Below are 14,590 nucleotides of genomic sequence, written 5' to 3'. Positions count from 1 at the left end.
TGTTGTTGGTGTAGTGTGCGCACCCAAAACAAGGGGCGCTTAGATGCAAGACCTGCTGAACGAAATCCTCGATGAAGTGAGACCCTTGATCGGTCAGGGCAAAGTGGCCGATTACATTCCGGCACTGGGTGGCGTCAGGCCCGATCAACTGGGCATCGCGGTGTACGGCAACGACGGCCAGATGTTCAGCGCAGGCGATGCTGAAACGCGGTTTTCGATCCAGAGCATTTCCAAGGTGTTCAGTCTGGTGCAGGCCATCGGGCACTCGGGCGAGGATATCTGGCAGCGTCTCGGTCACGAGCCTTCCGGCCAGCCGTTCAATTCGCTGGTGCAGCTGGAGTTCGAGCGGGGCAGGCCGCGCAACCCGTTCATCAACGCCGGTGCGCTGGTGATCTGCGACATCAACCAGGCCCGCTTCGCGGCGCCCTCGTTGTCGATGCGTGACTTTGTCCGGCGCCTGTGCGGCAACCCGTCGATCACCTCCGATTCCAAAGTCGCCGAATCCGAATACCAGCACCGTTCGCGCAACGCCGCAGCGGCGTACCTGATGAAGTCGTTCGACAACTTTCATGGTGATGTTGAAGACGTGCTGCGCAGCTATTTCCATCATTGCGCCCTGAGCATGAGCTGCATCGACCTGGCCCGCGCCTTCGGTTTTCTCGCCAATCAGGGTTTTTGCATTCACAGCGGCGAGCAGATACTGAGCGCCCGACAGGCCACGCAACTGAACTCGATCATGGCCACCAGCGGTCTTTACGATGAGGCAGGCAACTTTGCCTACCGGGTCGGTCTGCCGGGCAAGAGTGGCGTAGGGGGCGGCATTGTCGCTGTTGTGCCAGAGCGGTTCTCGGTCTGCGTATGGTCCCCGGAATTGAACGCAGCGGGCAATTCGCTTGTCGGTATGGCTGCGCTGGAAAAGCTCAGTGCGAGGATCGACTGGTCAGTGTTCTGACGCAGGACACTGAGTCTGGACTCAGAAGAGCACACGTAGCGGGGTCAAGGATTGAATCAAGGTCTGTTCAAATCGCTCACGATGAGCGTCGCATTGATGCTGCTGGCCGCGTGCGGCACGCAGCGCCCACAGGAACCCGAACTGAGCCCTGATCAGGCGCGGACGCGAATCCTGCGCCTGATGCCGACCACGGTCAGCGACCGTCAGGCGTGGGCCACGGACATCCAGGCGGCCTTCACAGCGCAGAAAATCCCCCTGACCACCGAGAATGTCTGTTCAGTACTGGCTGTGACCGAGCAGGAGTCAACCTATCAGGTCGACCCTGCCGTTCCTGACATGGGGCGCATTGCACGCGCCGAAATTGATCGGCGTGCGGCGCGTCTGCATATTCCAAATGCCTTGATCGCCACCGCGCTGCGCGTTCGCTCACCCGATGGCAAGACCTACGGCAAGCGTCTTGATGCGGCCCGCACCGAGAAAGAGCTGAGCGCGATCTTCGATGACTTCATCGGCATGGTCCCGCTGGGGCAGGCGCTGTTCGGCAACTTCAACCCAGTGAAGACCGGCGGCCCGATGCAGGTCAGTATTGCCTTCGCAGAGAAGCGTTCCGAGGATTATCCCTACACGGTCGATGGCACCATCCGACGCGAAGTGTTTACCCGGCGCGGCGGCATGTACTTCGGTATCGCGCACTTGCTGGGCTACCCGGTGAGCTATGACAAAACCCTGTACCGCTTCGCCGATTTCAACGCCGGTTGGTACGCGAGCCGCAACGCTGCGTTTCAGGCTGCGGTGAGTCAGGCGACGGGCATCGATCTGGCGCTCGACGGCGACCTGATTCGTTTCGACTCCACCTCGCCGGGCTCGACCGAGCTGGCGGTGCGCACGCTGGGTGACCGGCTGGGCATGAACAAGTCGCAGATCTGGAGCCAGCTCAAGCAGGGCGACACCTTCGAATTCGAAGAAACCGATCTGTACCGCAAAGTGTTTGCGATGGCCGACAGAGCGGCCGGCAAGCCATTACCCCGTGCGATCCTGCCCGGCATCACCCTGAAGAGCCCCAAGATCACCCGCAAATTGACCACCGCCTGGTTCGCCGAGCGCGTGGATGACCGGCGTGAGCGCTGCGTACAGCGAGCTCCGGCAGGGATGTAACGAAGCCAAATGCATACCTGTGGGTGGCGGCTTGCCGGCGATTGCCTCAGACCAGCCACCGGCGGATCAACTGAGAAAAAGCATCGCCGGCAAGCCGCCTCCCACAGTCAGATGTGTACCGTGAAAACCGATTCAACCGCCTGCCAGCTTCACCGTCATCGCATCCGGCTCACCATCAAAGAACGTATCCAGCACTTCCTGAAACACCGGCCGGTCAGGCGCTGCGAGTTTGAACAGGGTCATGCTCGAATGCAGCTTCAGGTCGTCAGGCGAACTGAATATTTGTCGCGCCGTACGTTCTACCTGTGGGGCGATGAGGTGCGCGCACTGTTCAAGGCGCGGGCCGAGTAAGGGATGCTGAAGGTAGGCCCGTGCTTCATCGAGGCTGCTGATGGCATAGCGCTGGGCCATGTCACTACGACCCAGGCCACGGATCTGCGGAAACACGAACCACATCCAGTGGCTGCGTTTCTTCCCGGCTTCAAGCTCCGCCAGCACCTGTGCAAATACCGGTTGCTGGGCATCCACAAAGCGTTGCAGGTTGTAAGCATCGTTCACGATGAGCCTCCTGTTTTTGAGCGAGCCTGCGTATGCGGCCGTATGATGGCCGACCTTCAGGGGTTGGTCCGGTATCAAGAGTTCTATTGCGTATGCCCGTTTTCAAGCGTTTTTCGTCGTTCATGCAGCAGGCCTTTCGGGCGATGCAACTGGTCTGGACCACCTCCAGATGGCTGTCGCTGGGCCTGATCCTTGCCACGCTGGTGGCCGGTCTGTTGCCCGCACTGGCCGCCTGGCTGGGTCAGCGCATTGTGGATGCCGTGGTCAGCGCCATGCAATTGCATGCCAGCACCGGCGAAGCGCCGCTCTGGCCGGTGTTGCGCTACGTGCTGTTCGAGGCGGGCGTTCTGGCCTCGCTGGCCGCTGCCCAGCGAGGCCTGTCGGTTCAGCAAGCGCTGTTGCGGGTACTGCTGGGGCAGAAGGTCAACACCCTGATTCTGGAAAAGGCCCAGACCCTGTCGCTGATGCAGTTCGAAGACTCGGAGTTCTACGACAAGCTGGTGCGCGTGCGGCGAGAAGCCTCGACAAGACCGCTGGCGCTGGTCACCAAATCGCTGGGCCTGCTGCAGAACCTGATCTCGCTGATCAGCTTTGCCGTGCTGCTGGTGCATTTCTCGCCCTGGGCGCTGGTAATTCTGGTGCTCGGCGCATTGCCGGTGTTCTTTGCCGAGGCGCATTTTTCCGGTGATGCATTCCGTCTGTTCACCCGCCGCGCTCCGGAAACACGCCGCCAGAACTACATCGAAACGCTGCTTTCTCACGAGGGCTACATCAAGGAGGTCAAGCTGTTCGGGTTCGCGCCGCTGCTGCTCAAGCGCTATCGCGAGACCTTCGAGCGACTGTACGCCGAAGACCGTCGCCTGACCGTTCGCCGCGACGGCTGGGGTTTCTTACTTGGACTGTTGGGCACTGCCGCGTTTTATCTGGCCTACGCCTGGGTGGTGGTCGATGCGGTGCACGGCCGTATCACGCTCGGCCAGATGACCATGTACCTGGTGCTGTTCAAACAGGGGCAGGCCGCCGTCAGCAGCAGCCTCAGCGCGATCAGTGGGCTTTATGAGGACGGACTGTACCTGGCCGATCTTTATGTCTACCTCGCCCAGCCGGTCGTCGTGCCGGCCGGAAGTCTGACGTACGGCGCCTTGCCGGGTGATGGCCTGCGTTTCGAAGACGTGAGTTTCACCTATCCCGGCACCAGCCGTCCTGCACTGGAGCACATCGACTTGCACCTGGCGCCGGGCCGCAGTGTGGCGCTGGTCGGCGAAAACGGTTCCGGCAAGACCACGCTGATCAAGCTGCTGACCCGTCTCTACAAGCCCGATCACGGGCGCATTCTGCTCGACGGCAGCGACCTTCAGGAGTGGGATGAAGAGGCGCTGCGTACCCGTATCGGGGTAATCTTTCAGGACTTCATTCGCTACCAGTTTCTGGTCGGCGAAAACCTCGGCGTCGGTGACACTGACGCGTTTCATGACGAAAGCCGCTGGCGCGAAGCCGCAGCGCAGGGCATGGCTGCACAGTTCATCGAACAGCTCGACAAGGGGTACGAAACGCAATTGGGCCGCTGGTTCGCGGGCGGCCAGGAGCTGTCCGGTGGCCAATGGCAGAAGATTGCGCTGTCACGTGCCTACATGCGCCGCGATGCCGACATTCTGATTCTCGACGAGCCGACGGCCGCGCTGGATGCCGGGGCGGAAGCGGCAGTGTTCGATCATTTCCGCGAGTACGCCAAGGGGCGCATGACCCTGCTGATTTCCCACCGTTTCTCCAGCGTGCGCAACGCCGAACACATTGTGGTGCTGGAACACGGCAAGGTCCTGGAACGCGGCAGCCATGACAGCCTGATCGAGGCGCAAGGCCGCTATGCGGCGCTTTTCGACCTGCAGGCTCAGGGCTATCGCTAAATGAAGACTGTCATGAAAAGCAACAAAAGTCCTTGCAGTGCATCATCGACAGGCGTTTTATAGGGCTCGTTTTTATGGCACCCCTGTGTGCTTTTTTTCTGAAACCGGATGGAGTCATCAATGCAATTTCGTTCATTGGGCAAGACTGACCTGTCGGTCAGCGCCATCACCCTGGGCACCATGACCTGGGGCGAGCAGAACACGCAGGAAGAGGCATTCGAACAGATTCGCATGGCCAAAGAGGCTGGCGTCAACTTCCTCGACACCGCCGAGATGTACCCGGTGCCGCCGCGTGGCGAAACCTACACCAAGACCGAAAGCATCATCGGCGAGTACTTCAAGAAGTACGGCGACCGCAGCGACTGGGTGCTGGCCAGCAAGGTTGCCGGGCCGGGCCGCATGGACCATATCCGCGATGGCAACCCGCGTCTGGACCGCCACAACATCACCGCCGCGCTGGATGCCAGCCTCAAGCGTCTGAATACCGATTATCTGGACCTGTATCAGTTGCACTGGCCGGACCGCAAGACCAACTTCTTCGGCGTTCTGGGCTACACCCACGACCCGGACGATCAGTCGGTCGAGATCGAAGAAACCCTGTCGGTGCTGGGCGATCTGGTCAAGGCTGGCAAGATTCGTCATTTCGGCCTGTCCAACGAAACCCCGTGGGGCACCCAGCGCTTTCTGCATCTGGCTGAAAAGCTGGACTTGCCGCGCGCCGTGTCGATTCAGAACCCTTACAACCTGTTGAACCGCACCTTCGAAGTGGGCCTGGCGGAAATCGCCATTCGTGAGCAGATCGGTCTGCTGGCGTATTCGCCGCTGGCGTTCGGTGTTCTGGCTGGCAAATACCTGGACGGCGCACGTCCGGCCGATGGCCGTCTGACCCTGTTCGAGCGCTTCCAGCGTTACAACAACCCGCAGGCCGTCAGTGCAACAGCCAAGTACGTGGCATTGGCCCGCGAGCACGGCTTGGACCCCTCGCAGATGGCACTGGCCTATGTCACCAGCCGGCCTTTTGTAACGAGCAACATCATTGGGGCTACCAAGCTGGATCAACTGGCTGTCAACCTGGCGAGCATCGATGTCACGTTGTCCGACGAGGTGATTGCCGGGATCGAAGCCATACATATTTCGCAACCTAACCCGGCGCCGTAAGCGCAACGGTAATGAACTAACTTTCGGCCTCGCAAGTCAGCATCTAGGGTGCTTACTTCGAGGCTGAAAACCGATGCATATCTCTCTCAAGCAACAAGTCGCACTCGTCACCGGCGCCAGTTCCGGTCTGGGCGCTGCGGCTGCCCGCGCTCTGGCAGATGCCGGGGCGGCGGTCGTGATCAATTACCACTCCAAGGCTGAACCTGCTGAAAAGCTCGCGGAAGAAATTCGTGCGGCGGGCGGGCAGGCAATCGCCATTGGTGCCGATGTTTCCAAGGAAGACGAGGTCGAGCGGCTGTTTGCCCAGACCATCGAGCAGTTCGGTGCGCTGGACATCCTGTTCGCCAACTCGGGTCTGCAAAAGGACGCCGCGTTCGTCGACATGAGCCTTGAGGACTGGAACACGGTCATCAACGTCAATCTTACCGGCCAGTTTCTCTGTGCCCGCGCTGCCGTGCGTCAGTTCATCAGCCAGGGCATGCGCAAGGATGTGTCACGGGCAATGGGCAAGATCATTCACATGAGTTCGGTGCACCAGCTGATTCCCTGGGCGGGGCACGTCAACTACGCGGCCTCCAAGGGCGGCGTCGATCTATTGATGCGCAGCATTGCCCAGGAAGTGGGCGAGCAGAAGATTCGCGTCAACAGCATTGCACCTGGTGCCATCCGCACCCCGATCAATGCCGACGCGCGGCAGGGCGATGCGGAAAAGAAAATGCTCGAACTGATTCCCTATGGCCGCATCGGCGAACCGGAAGACGTGGCCAATGCCGTGGTCTGGCTGGCGTCCGACGCTTCGGATTACGTGCATGGCACGACGCTGTTCATCGACGGCGGCATGACCCTTTATCCGGAGTTCCGCGGCAATGGCTGACTTTCCAGAAGAGGCGCAGAACGCGATCGAGAACCACGGCATCATTGGCGACATGCGCAGTGCTGCGTTGATCGCCGACACCGGGAGCATCGATTTCTGTTGCTGGCCGGACTTCGACAGCCCCTCGATCTTTACCGCATTGCTGGACACCAACGACGCGGGCATCTTTCAGCTGGCGCCGGACCTGCCCGATGCGCGGCGCCTGCAGATTTATCTGCCGGACACCAACGTGCTGCAGACCCGCTGGATATCAGAAGAAGCTGTCGTGGAAGTGACTGATCTGATGCCCATCGGCGAGGATCAGGACGACCTGCCGCGCATCGTGCGGCGCGTTCAGGTGCGCTTCGGCAAGGCCACGATCCGCATGCGCTGCAAGGTGCGCATGGATTACAGCCGCGCCGACACCACGGCGCATCAGGACGGCAATGACGTCTGCTTTCAGGCCGAGGGCCAGCCCGGCATGCGTCTGTCTGCGGCGACGCCTTTGCATGTGGAACACGACGCAGCGGTCGCCGAGTTCCAGATGGAAAAGGGCCAGACCATCGAATTCATTCTCGGCGGTGTCGATGATCCGCACGTGGCGGCGGGCAAGTGTTCACGCTATTTCGACGACACCCTGGCGTTCTGGCGTCGCTGGGCGGGCCAGTCCGAGTACAAGGGCCGCTGGCGCGAGATGGTCATGCGCTCGGCGCTGGCACTCAAGCTGCTGACGTCGCGCAAGCACGGCGGCATCATCGCCGCAGCGACCTTCGGCCTGCCGGAAACCCCCGGCGGCGAGCGTAACTGGGACTACCGCTACACCTGGATACGGGATGCATCCTTCACCGTGTATGCCTTCATGCGGCTGGGCTATACCGACGAAGCCAACGCTTTCATGGGCTGGATGCGCGGTCGGCTGGATGACAGCTGCGAGAGCACGCAAAGGATGGGCATTCTCTATGCCCTGGACGGTCACGATAAGCTGCCTGAGGAACACCTGGATCACCTGACCGGCTACGGCGGCGCGTTACCCGTGCGCATCGGCAACGAAGCCTACGAACAGACGCAACTGGATATCTATGGCGAACTGATGGATGCCGTTTACTTGGCCAACAAGTACGGCGACGCCATTTCCCATGATGGCTGGAAGCACGTGGTGCGTCAGGTGGATTATGTCTGCGAGCACTGGAGTGACCGTGACGTGGGCATCTGGGAAATGCGCGGCGGCGATCAGCACTTTCTGCATTCGCGGCTGATGTGCTGGGTGGCGCTGGACCGGGCGTTGCGCCTGGCGTTCAAACGTTCGCTGTCCGGGCCTTTCGAGCGCTGGACCAAGGTGCGCGAGCAGATTCACGACGACATCTGGGAAAACTTCTGGAACGACGAACTGGGGCATTTCGTGCAGCACAAGGGCAGCCGCAATCTGGATGCCTCGATGCTGTTGATGCCGCTGGTGCGTTTTGTCGGGGCCAGCGATCCCAAGTGGCTGGCGACACTGGATGCCATCGAGCGCACACTGGTGCGTGACGGCATGGTGTTCCGCTATCGCAACGACGACGATCATGACGACGGCCTGGCAGGCGAAGAGGGCGCGTTTGTCGCCTGTTCGTTCTGGTACGTCGAATGCCTGGCCCGCGCCGGGCGGGTCGGTCAGGCGCATCTGGAGTTCGAGCAACTGCTGCGCTACGCCAACCCGTTGGGTCTGTACGCCGAAGAGTTCGACCCGCACGCCCGTCATCTAGGGAATACCCCGCAGGCGCTGAGTCATCTGGCGCTGATCAGTGCGGCCAGTTTCCTCGACCGCAAACTCGGCGGTGGTCAGGCGCTCTGGCAGCCCTGATTCACTTGGTAGCACGGGATTTGCGTTACTTGGTGTGTAACGCAAATCCCACTGACTTGTCCTCCAGCGCGTAATTGTCCGCAATCATCCCGCAGTAGCTCAGGCGCGCCAGATAGACGCCCGGGTTGCCCAGATAGGCGCGGATGTCGATGTTGTCGCCGCACATCGCCAGCCTGCGACCGCGCAACAAACCTACCGCCTGCCCGGAGCGTATCGCGCCCATCGGCGTCCAGTCTGCGATGATCAGCGCGCCTTCCGGCACGGACTGCTCGTACGCGTTCACGAACTGCTCGGCGGACCGGTCGGGCAGGTAAGGCACCATGAAGTAATGAATGTCCTCGCGAAACGGCAGCTTCTCTTTGTGGGTCGGTAAATTGACCACGCCGCTGGCGTAGAGCGACCAAGCCAGCATGATTACCAGTGGCGACGTCAGCACCGAGGCATTGAGCAGCGCAGTGCCAGCTCGATTGCGAGGCAGCAGCGCAGGCAGCTGGATCATGCCGATAACGCTCAACATTGCGATTCCCGGCAGGAAGAAGGTGAAACGGTCGGTGACATTGTAGGAAATCGCGAAGATCAGATTCAGCAACGCTGCGCTCCATAGCAGGCGCAGTCGGCTGTCTCTGGGAAACAACAGCAGTCCGGCGATCTGCGGACCCATCAGCGACAACATCAGCAGCACCACCGAGTTTTTCTCGTGCCACATGTCGTCGAAACGAAACAGGCTGCCTTCCCACTCAGGTCCGGCGATAGTGGTCGAGGCACCTGTCAGGTAGCGGCGGGCGATATCGATCAGGCTCAATCCGGCATTCAGGTCGTTGAACACCGCCACGGCGGCGGTGGCGAACCCGAGCGCGAATCCGGGCACCGTCATCAGCACCCGCGCCTTGTGCTGGATCAGCAGCTGGATATAGAGCGGTAGCATCACGATGAAGGTCAGTTGATGAATCGAAGCGCTTATGCCGGTCAGGACACCGATGACGAACAACTTCTTCAACGGCGTCCATCGCGAATGGGCGCTGAACTGCACGGCATAGGCCAAGAGTACGAACAGTGTGTGCAGCAGATACACCTCGGCTTTGGTCGACACCCAGAACACCGCGTGGGCCAGTACCGTGGCGGTCGCTGCGAGCAGCGCCTGACGAGCGGTGGCACCGACGCTGATGGCCAGTCGGTAGATGATCCACGCCAGTGGCAGCAGGAGCAGCGAGTTCATCAGGCTGAGCGCCTGAGAGCCAGACAGGGCGTAAAACATCGAGCTGAAGAAGTGATAGAACGGATGATCCAGCGGGCCGAGTGACTGGCTGAAATACTCGCCTGTGGTGGCATCCGCCAGAAACACACCATTGTCCATCCACTGGATCGGGCCGCTGGAAGCGATGAAGCTGGCTGTGATAGCAGCGCATAGCAGCAGCAACGGTATGACGACTGAATGCCTGGCGTTGAATGAACTCATTGAGCGGTTCCTCCTTGAGATGAGCAATGGGTAGTCCTTTGTTTGCTGCGCAACAGCGCTACGTCGAAGACGTGGTGGGGTCTGCCACGGCGTTGTTCAGCGGCTATAGCTTGTCGAATCCCTGAACCGCCCCAGCATCACCGCACCAATCGCTACTGCAAACCACAAGGTCGCGAGACGAATCAGGATGGTGGCGGCAATCGCGTCGGCAGCCGGCATGCCCTTGAACATCAGCAGCCCGATCATCACCGCCTCGGCACCGCCCAGCCCGCCGGGCATGAAGCTCAGGGCACCGGCGAGCATCGCCAGTGCATAGGTGAACACCGCGAAGGTCAGTGGAATCTCTGCGCCCATCCAGCCGAGCACCCAATGAAACGCCAGCGCCTCGGCACTCCAGGCGATCAGGCTGAGCAGGCTGGCACCCAGCAACACATCCAGCCGATGGCATTGGCGAGCGGCCAGCAGCACGTCGAACAGGTGCCTGAACAGTGTCGGCAATCGAATCGCTGTTACCGGAATCATCCCGCGCAGCCATTCCAGCAAGCGCCGCTGGGAAAGGACCAGCAAGCCCAGTAGCACCAGAACCAGACCCATCGCGATCATCGGTTGCGCGGACGGATACCAGGACAGGCCGAACAGCGTCAGCAGGGCAATCGCCAGCAGGTCGGACAGACGCTCACTGACAAACGCCGCAAAACTCTTCGGGTAGGGCACGCCCAGCGGCTTGAGCAGAACCCCGCGCAACGCTTCTCCCGCTTTACCCGGCGTGGTGGTCAGGGCGAATCCGGCGAGATAGGCACCGAGGCTGGGACGCCAGGGCAGCGGATGGCCGAGCACGCGAAGGTAGAGCTGCCAGCGCACGAAACGCAGCCCGTAATTGACGGCTGACATCAACAGCGCAAGGGCGATGCCCATCGCGCCAACCCTTGCTGCGGCCTGCGCTACCTCGTGCCAGCCGCCCCACAGACAAAAAGCCAGATAGCCCAGCGCCGAGCCGATGACCGACAGCACCACGGCCCGGTAGCGCCAGCCGGACAGCCAGGGCGCGGCCGTCACAGGTTCAGCCTCTTGAACAACGGCTGCGGAATCGAGCGGATCACCAGCATGATCAGTGCCCAGAATCCGGGCGCATACAGGCTGGTGGACTGCCGCGCGATACCGTTGACGATCCGTTCGGCGACCTGTTCCGGCTGCGCGAGCAACGCCGCTGGCAACGACAGGCCCTGAGTCATCGGCGTATCGACAAAACCGGGCTTGATAGTCAGCACGTGCACGCCGACCTTGAACAGGCGCGCCTGCAGACCGTCGCAAAAGGTCGAGACCGCAGCCTTGGCGGCCCCGTACAGGTAATTGGAAGGCCGGCCCCGTTCACCTGCGACCGACGAGATGACCGCCAGTGTGCCGCAACGCTGGAGCTCGAAATGCTTGGCAAGCAGGGTCAACAGCGCGATCACCGACGCGCTGTTGGTGATGAACTCCTGCAGGGCCAGCCCGACATCCTGCTCGCAGGCTCGCTGGTCAGGCAGGGTGCCATGGGCGATCAGTACCACATCGATCTGGCCGAGCACCTGGAGGCAATCGGCGAGCATTCTCGGGTGCTCGGCAAAGTGCGTGGCATCCATTTCGTGCAGGGTGACGGCCCTGGCGCCGCGCCCCTCAAGATCGGCCGCCGTGACTTGCAGCCTGTCGGCACTGCGTGCCACCAGAAAGAAATCGCAGCCTTGCGCAGCCCAGAGACGGGCGCAGGCATGGGCAATGGCCGAGGTAGCTCCGATGATCAGAATTCGTTTCATGGCAAGACTCGTTTCCAGAAGCGGGACATCAGGGATGGGTCGCGCAGGGCTTCCAGTCGCTCCCAGGCCGGGTAGGCCTGGCGGAAATCGCTCCCGTTCATGTGGGCGTCCTTGGCCGGATACAGACGTCCGCCCGCGTCATGGACAATGGCGTCCAGACGCGGGAACAGCGAGCCGGCAAGGTCACGGTGTTGCGGAAAATCCAGCGCCAGCGAGGTGCCCGGCATCGGGAACGACAGCAACCCCGGCGAGGCAATATCGCCGCAGCGTTTGAGCACCGCCAGAAACGAGCCCTGACCGGACTCGGCGATGGTATCGAGCAGTGCCTGCATGGCGTCCTGCGCACAGTGTTCGGGGATCACGCACTGGTACTGCTGAAAGCCGCTGCGCCCATAGATCCGGTTCCAGTGCAGCACGCGGTCCAGCGGGTAGAAAAAGGGCTCGTAATCGCTGCGCTTCGGCGTCGGTCGGGCAGGGTGGGCATGCCAGTACAGCGAATTGAACAGACGCAGCGACAGGTTATTGATCAACGACAGCGGCGGGGTGACCGGCACGCTCAGTTTGCTGCGCCGCTCGACCTCAAGCGAGCCGAAGCGTGCATGGTCGCCCACGATGTATACGCCGCGCCCGCTGTTGCTGCCCCGCGCCAGACAATCGACCCAGGCCACGCTGTATTCATGCTGATGGTCGAGTTCCCGAGAGAGGGCGAAGAACTCACCAAGGTTCGCGAAACGCACCACCGTGCTGTCGATCTGGCTGGTGCGGATCGGCATCAGCTGAATATCTGCCCAGTGAATCACCCCGGTCAGCCCCAGTCCGCCGATGCTGGCGGCATACAACAGCGGGTTTTCCACGGGCGAGCAGATCATCGCCTGCTCACCCTGACGCAGCAGGCCGAAGCGCAGGGTATGGCAGCCGAACGTGCCGCGCAGATGGTGGTTCTTGCCGTGCACATCGTTGGCAATCGCGCCGCCCACGGTAACGAACTGGGTGCCCGGTGTGACCGGCAGAAACCAGCCGTGCGCAATGGCCGCCGCGAGCAGTTGAGCCAGGGTCATGCCTGCTTCAACGCGGACGATGCCGGTTTTCCAGTTGGCAGCGATGAACCGGTCCAGCCGATGCATGTGCAGCACATGGCCGCTGCTGGCCAGGCAGCTGTCGCCGTAGCTGCGGCCATTCCCAAACGGCAGGCTGGTTTCATGCCGGTCCAGTGTGGCCGTCAGGTGCCGTGGCAGGTCATCGATCCACGTGCATGCGTGGCCCTGCTGCGCGACCTGGGGATACCGACCCCACGAATAGAGAGGCACGGTCATGCGGCAATCCAGAACACGAGCAGGAACAGCCCACCGATCCCCTGGCTGATGCGGTCGCGAATGGCGAAGACCACGGGGTCATCGTTCATCAGTCCGCGATGGGTGAGCATCCAGATGCGGGTGATCCAGAACAGCAGCAACGGACACGCCAGCCAGATGACATGCGGGTGCTGATAGAGCGCGACGGTGGCGCCTTCGTGGATGTAAAGGGCCAGAACCATCACCGCGAGATTGCCGGAGGACGCGCCGAGGGAAGCGATCATGTCCAGGTCGCCGGGGTAGTAACCACGGCCGCGAGTCTTGCCTTCCACCTCGCGCACCCGCGCTTCCCGCAGTTCAGCGTAGCGCTTGACCAGCGCCAGGCTCAGGAACAGAAACATGGAGAACGCCAGAATCCAGAACGTCAGTGGCAGATGGAACGCTGCCGCGCCTGCGAGAATGCGTGTGGTGTAGAGCATCGCGAGCACGATGACGTCCACTGCCATGTGCCGCTTCAGGTACAGCGAGTACACCAGCGTCAACAGGTAATAAGCGCCCAGCACGGCCGAAAACTGCCACGGCAGGAACACCGCAGCACCCGCGAAGGCCAGCAGCAATAAGGTCGGTACGGCAATCAGCCCCGACTTGATGGGCAGACGGCCGCTGGCAAACGGGCGATTGCGTTTGCTGCGATGGTGACGATCATCCGCCAGATCCAGCAAATCGTTGAGCACGTACACGCTCGACGCACACAGGCCGAAGAACAGAAACGCCAGCAGGCCATCAATCACCTGCTGCGTTTGCTGAATCTGATGGGCCGCCAGCAGCGGCACGAAGATCAGTGCGTTCTTGAGCCATTGATGCAGGCGCAGCGCCTTGCGCCAGTCCCCGAGGCTTGCTGCGCCCGCATTGAGCACTTGATCGACATTGCCCTGCGCCTGCGCCCGCCGCTGTACGCCAGCGTGCGGATTGGCAACGATGGCTTTTCGCGCTGCCGCCCAGATGCACAGATCGTCCGTGGAATTGCCGATGTAATCGAAGCCGCTCTGGCCATAGTGATCGATCAGCAGGTCACGCTTGCGATGGGCCGACAGGTTGATCTCGCCATCGGACGCCCACACCTGATCGAACAGATTGAGGTGCCCGGCAATTCGTGTGGCCAGTGTTTCGTGAGCAGCGGTCGCGAGGACGATCAGTCTTCCTGTGTTGCGCTGCACCTGAATGTACTCGATGACCTCCGCGTCGTAAGGCAGCAGGGCGATGTCGAGCCGGGTGGCCAACGCGAGCCCGCGCTTGAGGGAGGCTTTGCCCTGTAACAGCCAGAGCAACAATTTGAACACCTGTAGCGGATGTTGCCGTATGAATGCCATGGCGGTTTCAAACAGCAAGTCTGAACGCAACAGTGTCCCATCCAGATCGACCACCAGCGGTGGGTGGGTTTGCAGAACTCTTCCCTGAATTCCCGACATGGACGGTGGCTCCTGTGAAAGTGAGCGCACTATGGAACGAAAACGGACAATCGCCTCTTGAATAAAATTAAACACAATGGATTTTATTGCCGTCGTCATGACGTCAGAAAATGCCCGTGTTATTGAGCTATTAGAGCGCTGACTCTATTGTTTCATCGAA

12 protein-coding genes are annotated in these 14,590 nt (G+C 61.2%); 6 read left to right on the top strand and 6 right to left on the bottom strand.

Going from position 1 to position 14,590, the window contains the following annotated elements:
• Positions 1 to 43 precede the first annotated feature (43 nt).
• Positions 44 to 952 (top strand): glutaminase B, encoded by a 909-nt coding sequence (gene glsB / locus CFBP1590_RS15480; RefSeq protein ID WP_004885243.1) that lies wholly within the window; start codon positions 44 to 46, stop codon positions 950 to 952.
• A gap of 81 nt (positions 953 to 1,033) precedes the next feature.
• Positions 1,034 to 2,107 carry a DUF1615 domain-containing protein gene (locus tag CFBP1590_RS15475; RefSeq protein WP_032663943.1) on the top strand — a complete coding sequence of 358 codons (1,074 nt, stop codon included), beginning with the start codon at positions 1,034 to 1,036 and terminating at the stop codon, positions 2,105 to 2,107.
• Positions 2,108 to 2,239: 132 nt separating this feature from the next.
• Here the strand turns inward: CFBP1590_RS15475 and CFBP1590_RS15470 are convergent, their stop codons facing one another.
• Entirely contained in the window at positions 2,240 to 2,665 is a 426-nt protein-coding gene (locus CFBP1590_RS15470) for a DUF1810 domain-containing protein (RefSeq protein WP_088235447.1), read from the bottom strand.
• 92 nt (positions 2,666 to 2,757) lie between these two features.
• On the opposite strand from CFBP1590_RS15470, the gene CFBP1590_RS15465 reads away from it, so the two are divergent.
• The 4 genes from CFBP1590_RS15465 to CFBP1590_RS15450 all read left to right on the top strand — a co-directional run bounded on the left by CFBP1590_RS15465 (position 2,758) and on the right by CFBP1590_RS15450 (position 8,420).
• Entirely contained in the window at positions 2,758 to 4,569 is a 1,812-nt protein-coding gene (locus tag CFBP1590_RS15465; RefSeq protein WP_088235446.1) for an ABC transporter ATP-binding protein, read from the top strand.
• A 120-nt stretch (positions 4,570 to 4,689) separates the two neighbouring features.
• The gene (locus CFBP1590_RS15460; protein WP_025996125.1) at positions 4,690 to 5,727 is read left to right on the top strand and encodes an NADP(H)-dependent aldo-keto reductase; all 1,038 of its coding nucleotides are present in this window, start codon (positions 4,690 to 4,692) and stop codon (positions 5,725 to 5,727) included.
• A gap of 73 nt (positions 5,728 to 5,800) precedes the next feature.
• Complete coding sequence (locus CFBP1590_RS15455) at positions 5,801 to 6,601, top strand: glucose 1-dehydrogenase (protein WP_004885259.1); 801 nt, start codon at positions 5,801 to 5,803, stop codon at positions 6,599 to 6,601.
• The gene (locus CFBP1590_RS15450) at positions 6,594 to 8,420 is read left to right on the top strand and encodes a glycoside hydrolase family 15 protein (RefSeq protein WP_088235445.1); all 1,827 of its coding nucleotides are present in this window, start codon (positions 6,594 to 6,596) and stop codon (positions 8,418 to 8,420) included. Before CFBP1590_RS15455 ends, CFBP1590_RS15450 begins: the two co-directional genes overlap by 8 nt.
• A 25-nt stretch (positions 8,421 to 8,445) precedes the next feature.
• On the opposite strand, the gene CFBP1590_RS15445 is transcribed toward CFBP1590_RS15450, so the two are convergent.
• The 5 genes from CFBP1590_RS15445 to CFBP1590_RS15425 form a co-directional block, all read right to left on the bottom strand.
• Positions 8,446 to 9,876 carry a hypothetical protein gene (locus CFBP1590_RS15445; RefSeq protein WP_043305886.1) on the bottom strand — a complete coding sequence of 477 codons (1,431 nt, stop codon included), beginning with the start codon at positions 9,874 to 9,876 and terminating at the stop codon, positions 8,446 to 8,448.
• 96 nt (positions 9,877 to 9,972) lie between these two features.
• Positions 9,973 to 10,932: a lysylphosphatidylglycerol synthase transmembrane domain-containing protein gene (locus CFBP1590_RS15440; RefSeq protein ID WP_029242729.1), complete on the bottom strand. Its 960-nt coding sequence runs from the start codon at positions 10,930 to 10,932 to the stop codon at positions 9,973 to 9,975.
• The gene (locus CFBP1590_RS15435) at positions 10,929 to 11,669 is read right to left on the bottom strand and encodes an SDR family oxidoreductase (RefSeq protein ID WP_088235444.1); all 741 of its coding nucleotides are present in this window, start codon (positions 11,667 to 11,669) and stop codon (positions 10,929 to 10,931) included. Before CFBP1590_RS15435 ends, CFBP1590_RS15440 begins: the two co-directional genes overlap by 4 nt.
• A complete protein-coding gene (locus CFBP1590_RS15430) occupies positions 11,666 to 12,982 on the bottom strand; it encodes an FAD-binding oxidoreductase (protein WP_088235443.1) in 1,317 nt (438 codons plus the stop codon). Before CFBP1590_RS15430 ends, CFBP1590_RS15435 begins: the two co-directional genes overlap by 4 nt.
• Positions 12,979 to 14,430 carry a UbiA family prenyltransferase gene (locus tag CFBP1590_RS15425; protein ID WP_088235442.1) on the bottom strand — a complete coding sequence of 484 codons (1,452 nt, stop codon included), beginning with the start codon at positions 14,428 to 14,430 and terminating at the stop codon, positions 12,979 to 12,981. The genes CFBP1590_RS15430 and CFBP1590_RS15425 overlap by 4 nt, the downstream gene beginning before the upstream one ends.
• Between the last annotated feature and the right edge of the window lie 160 nt (positions 14,431 to 14,590).

It is taken from the genome of Pseudomonas viridiflava (assembly GCF_900184295.1).
Taxonomy (GTDB): domain Bacteria; phylum Pseudomonadota; class Gammaproteobacteria; order Pseudomonadales; family Pseudomonadaceae; genus Aquipseudomonas; species Aquipseudomonas viridiflava.
Note: the sequence above shows the minus strand (reverse complement) of the source record. Positions and strands in the feature narration are given on the sequence as shown.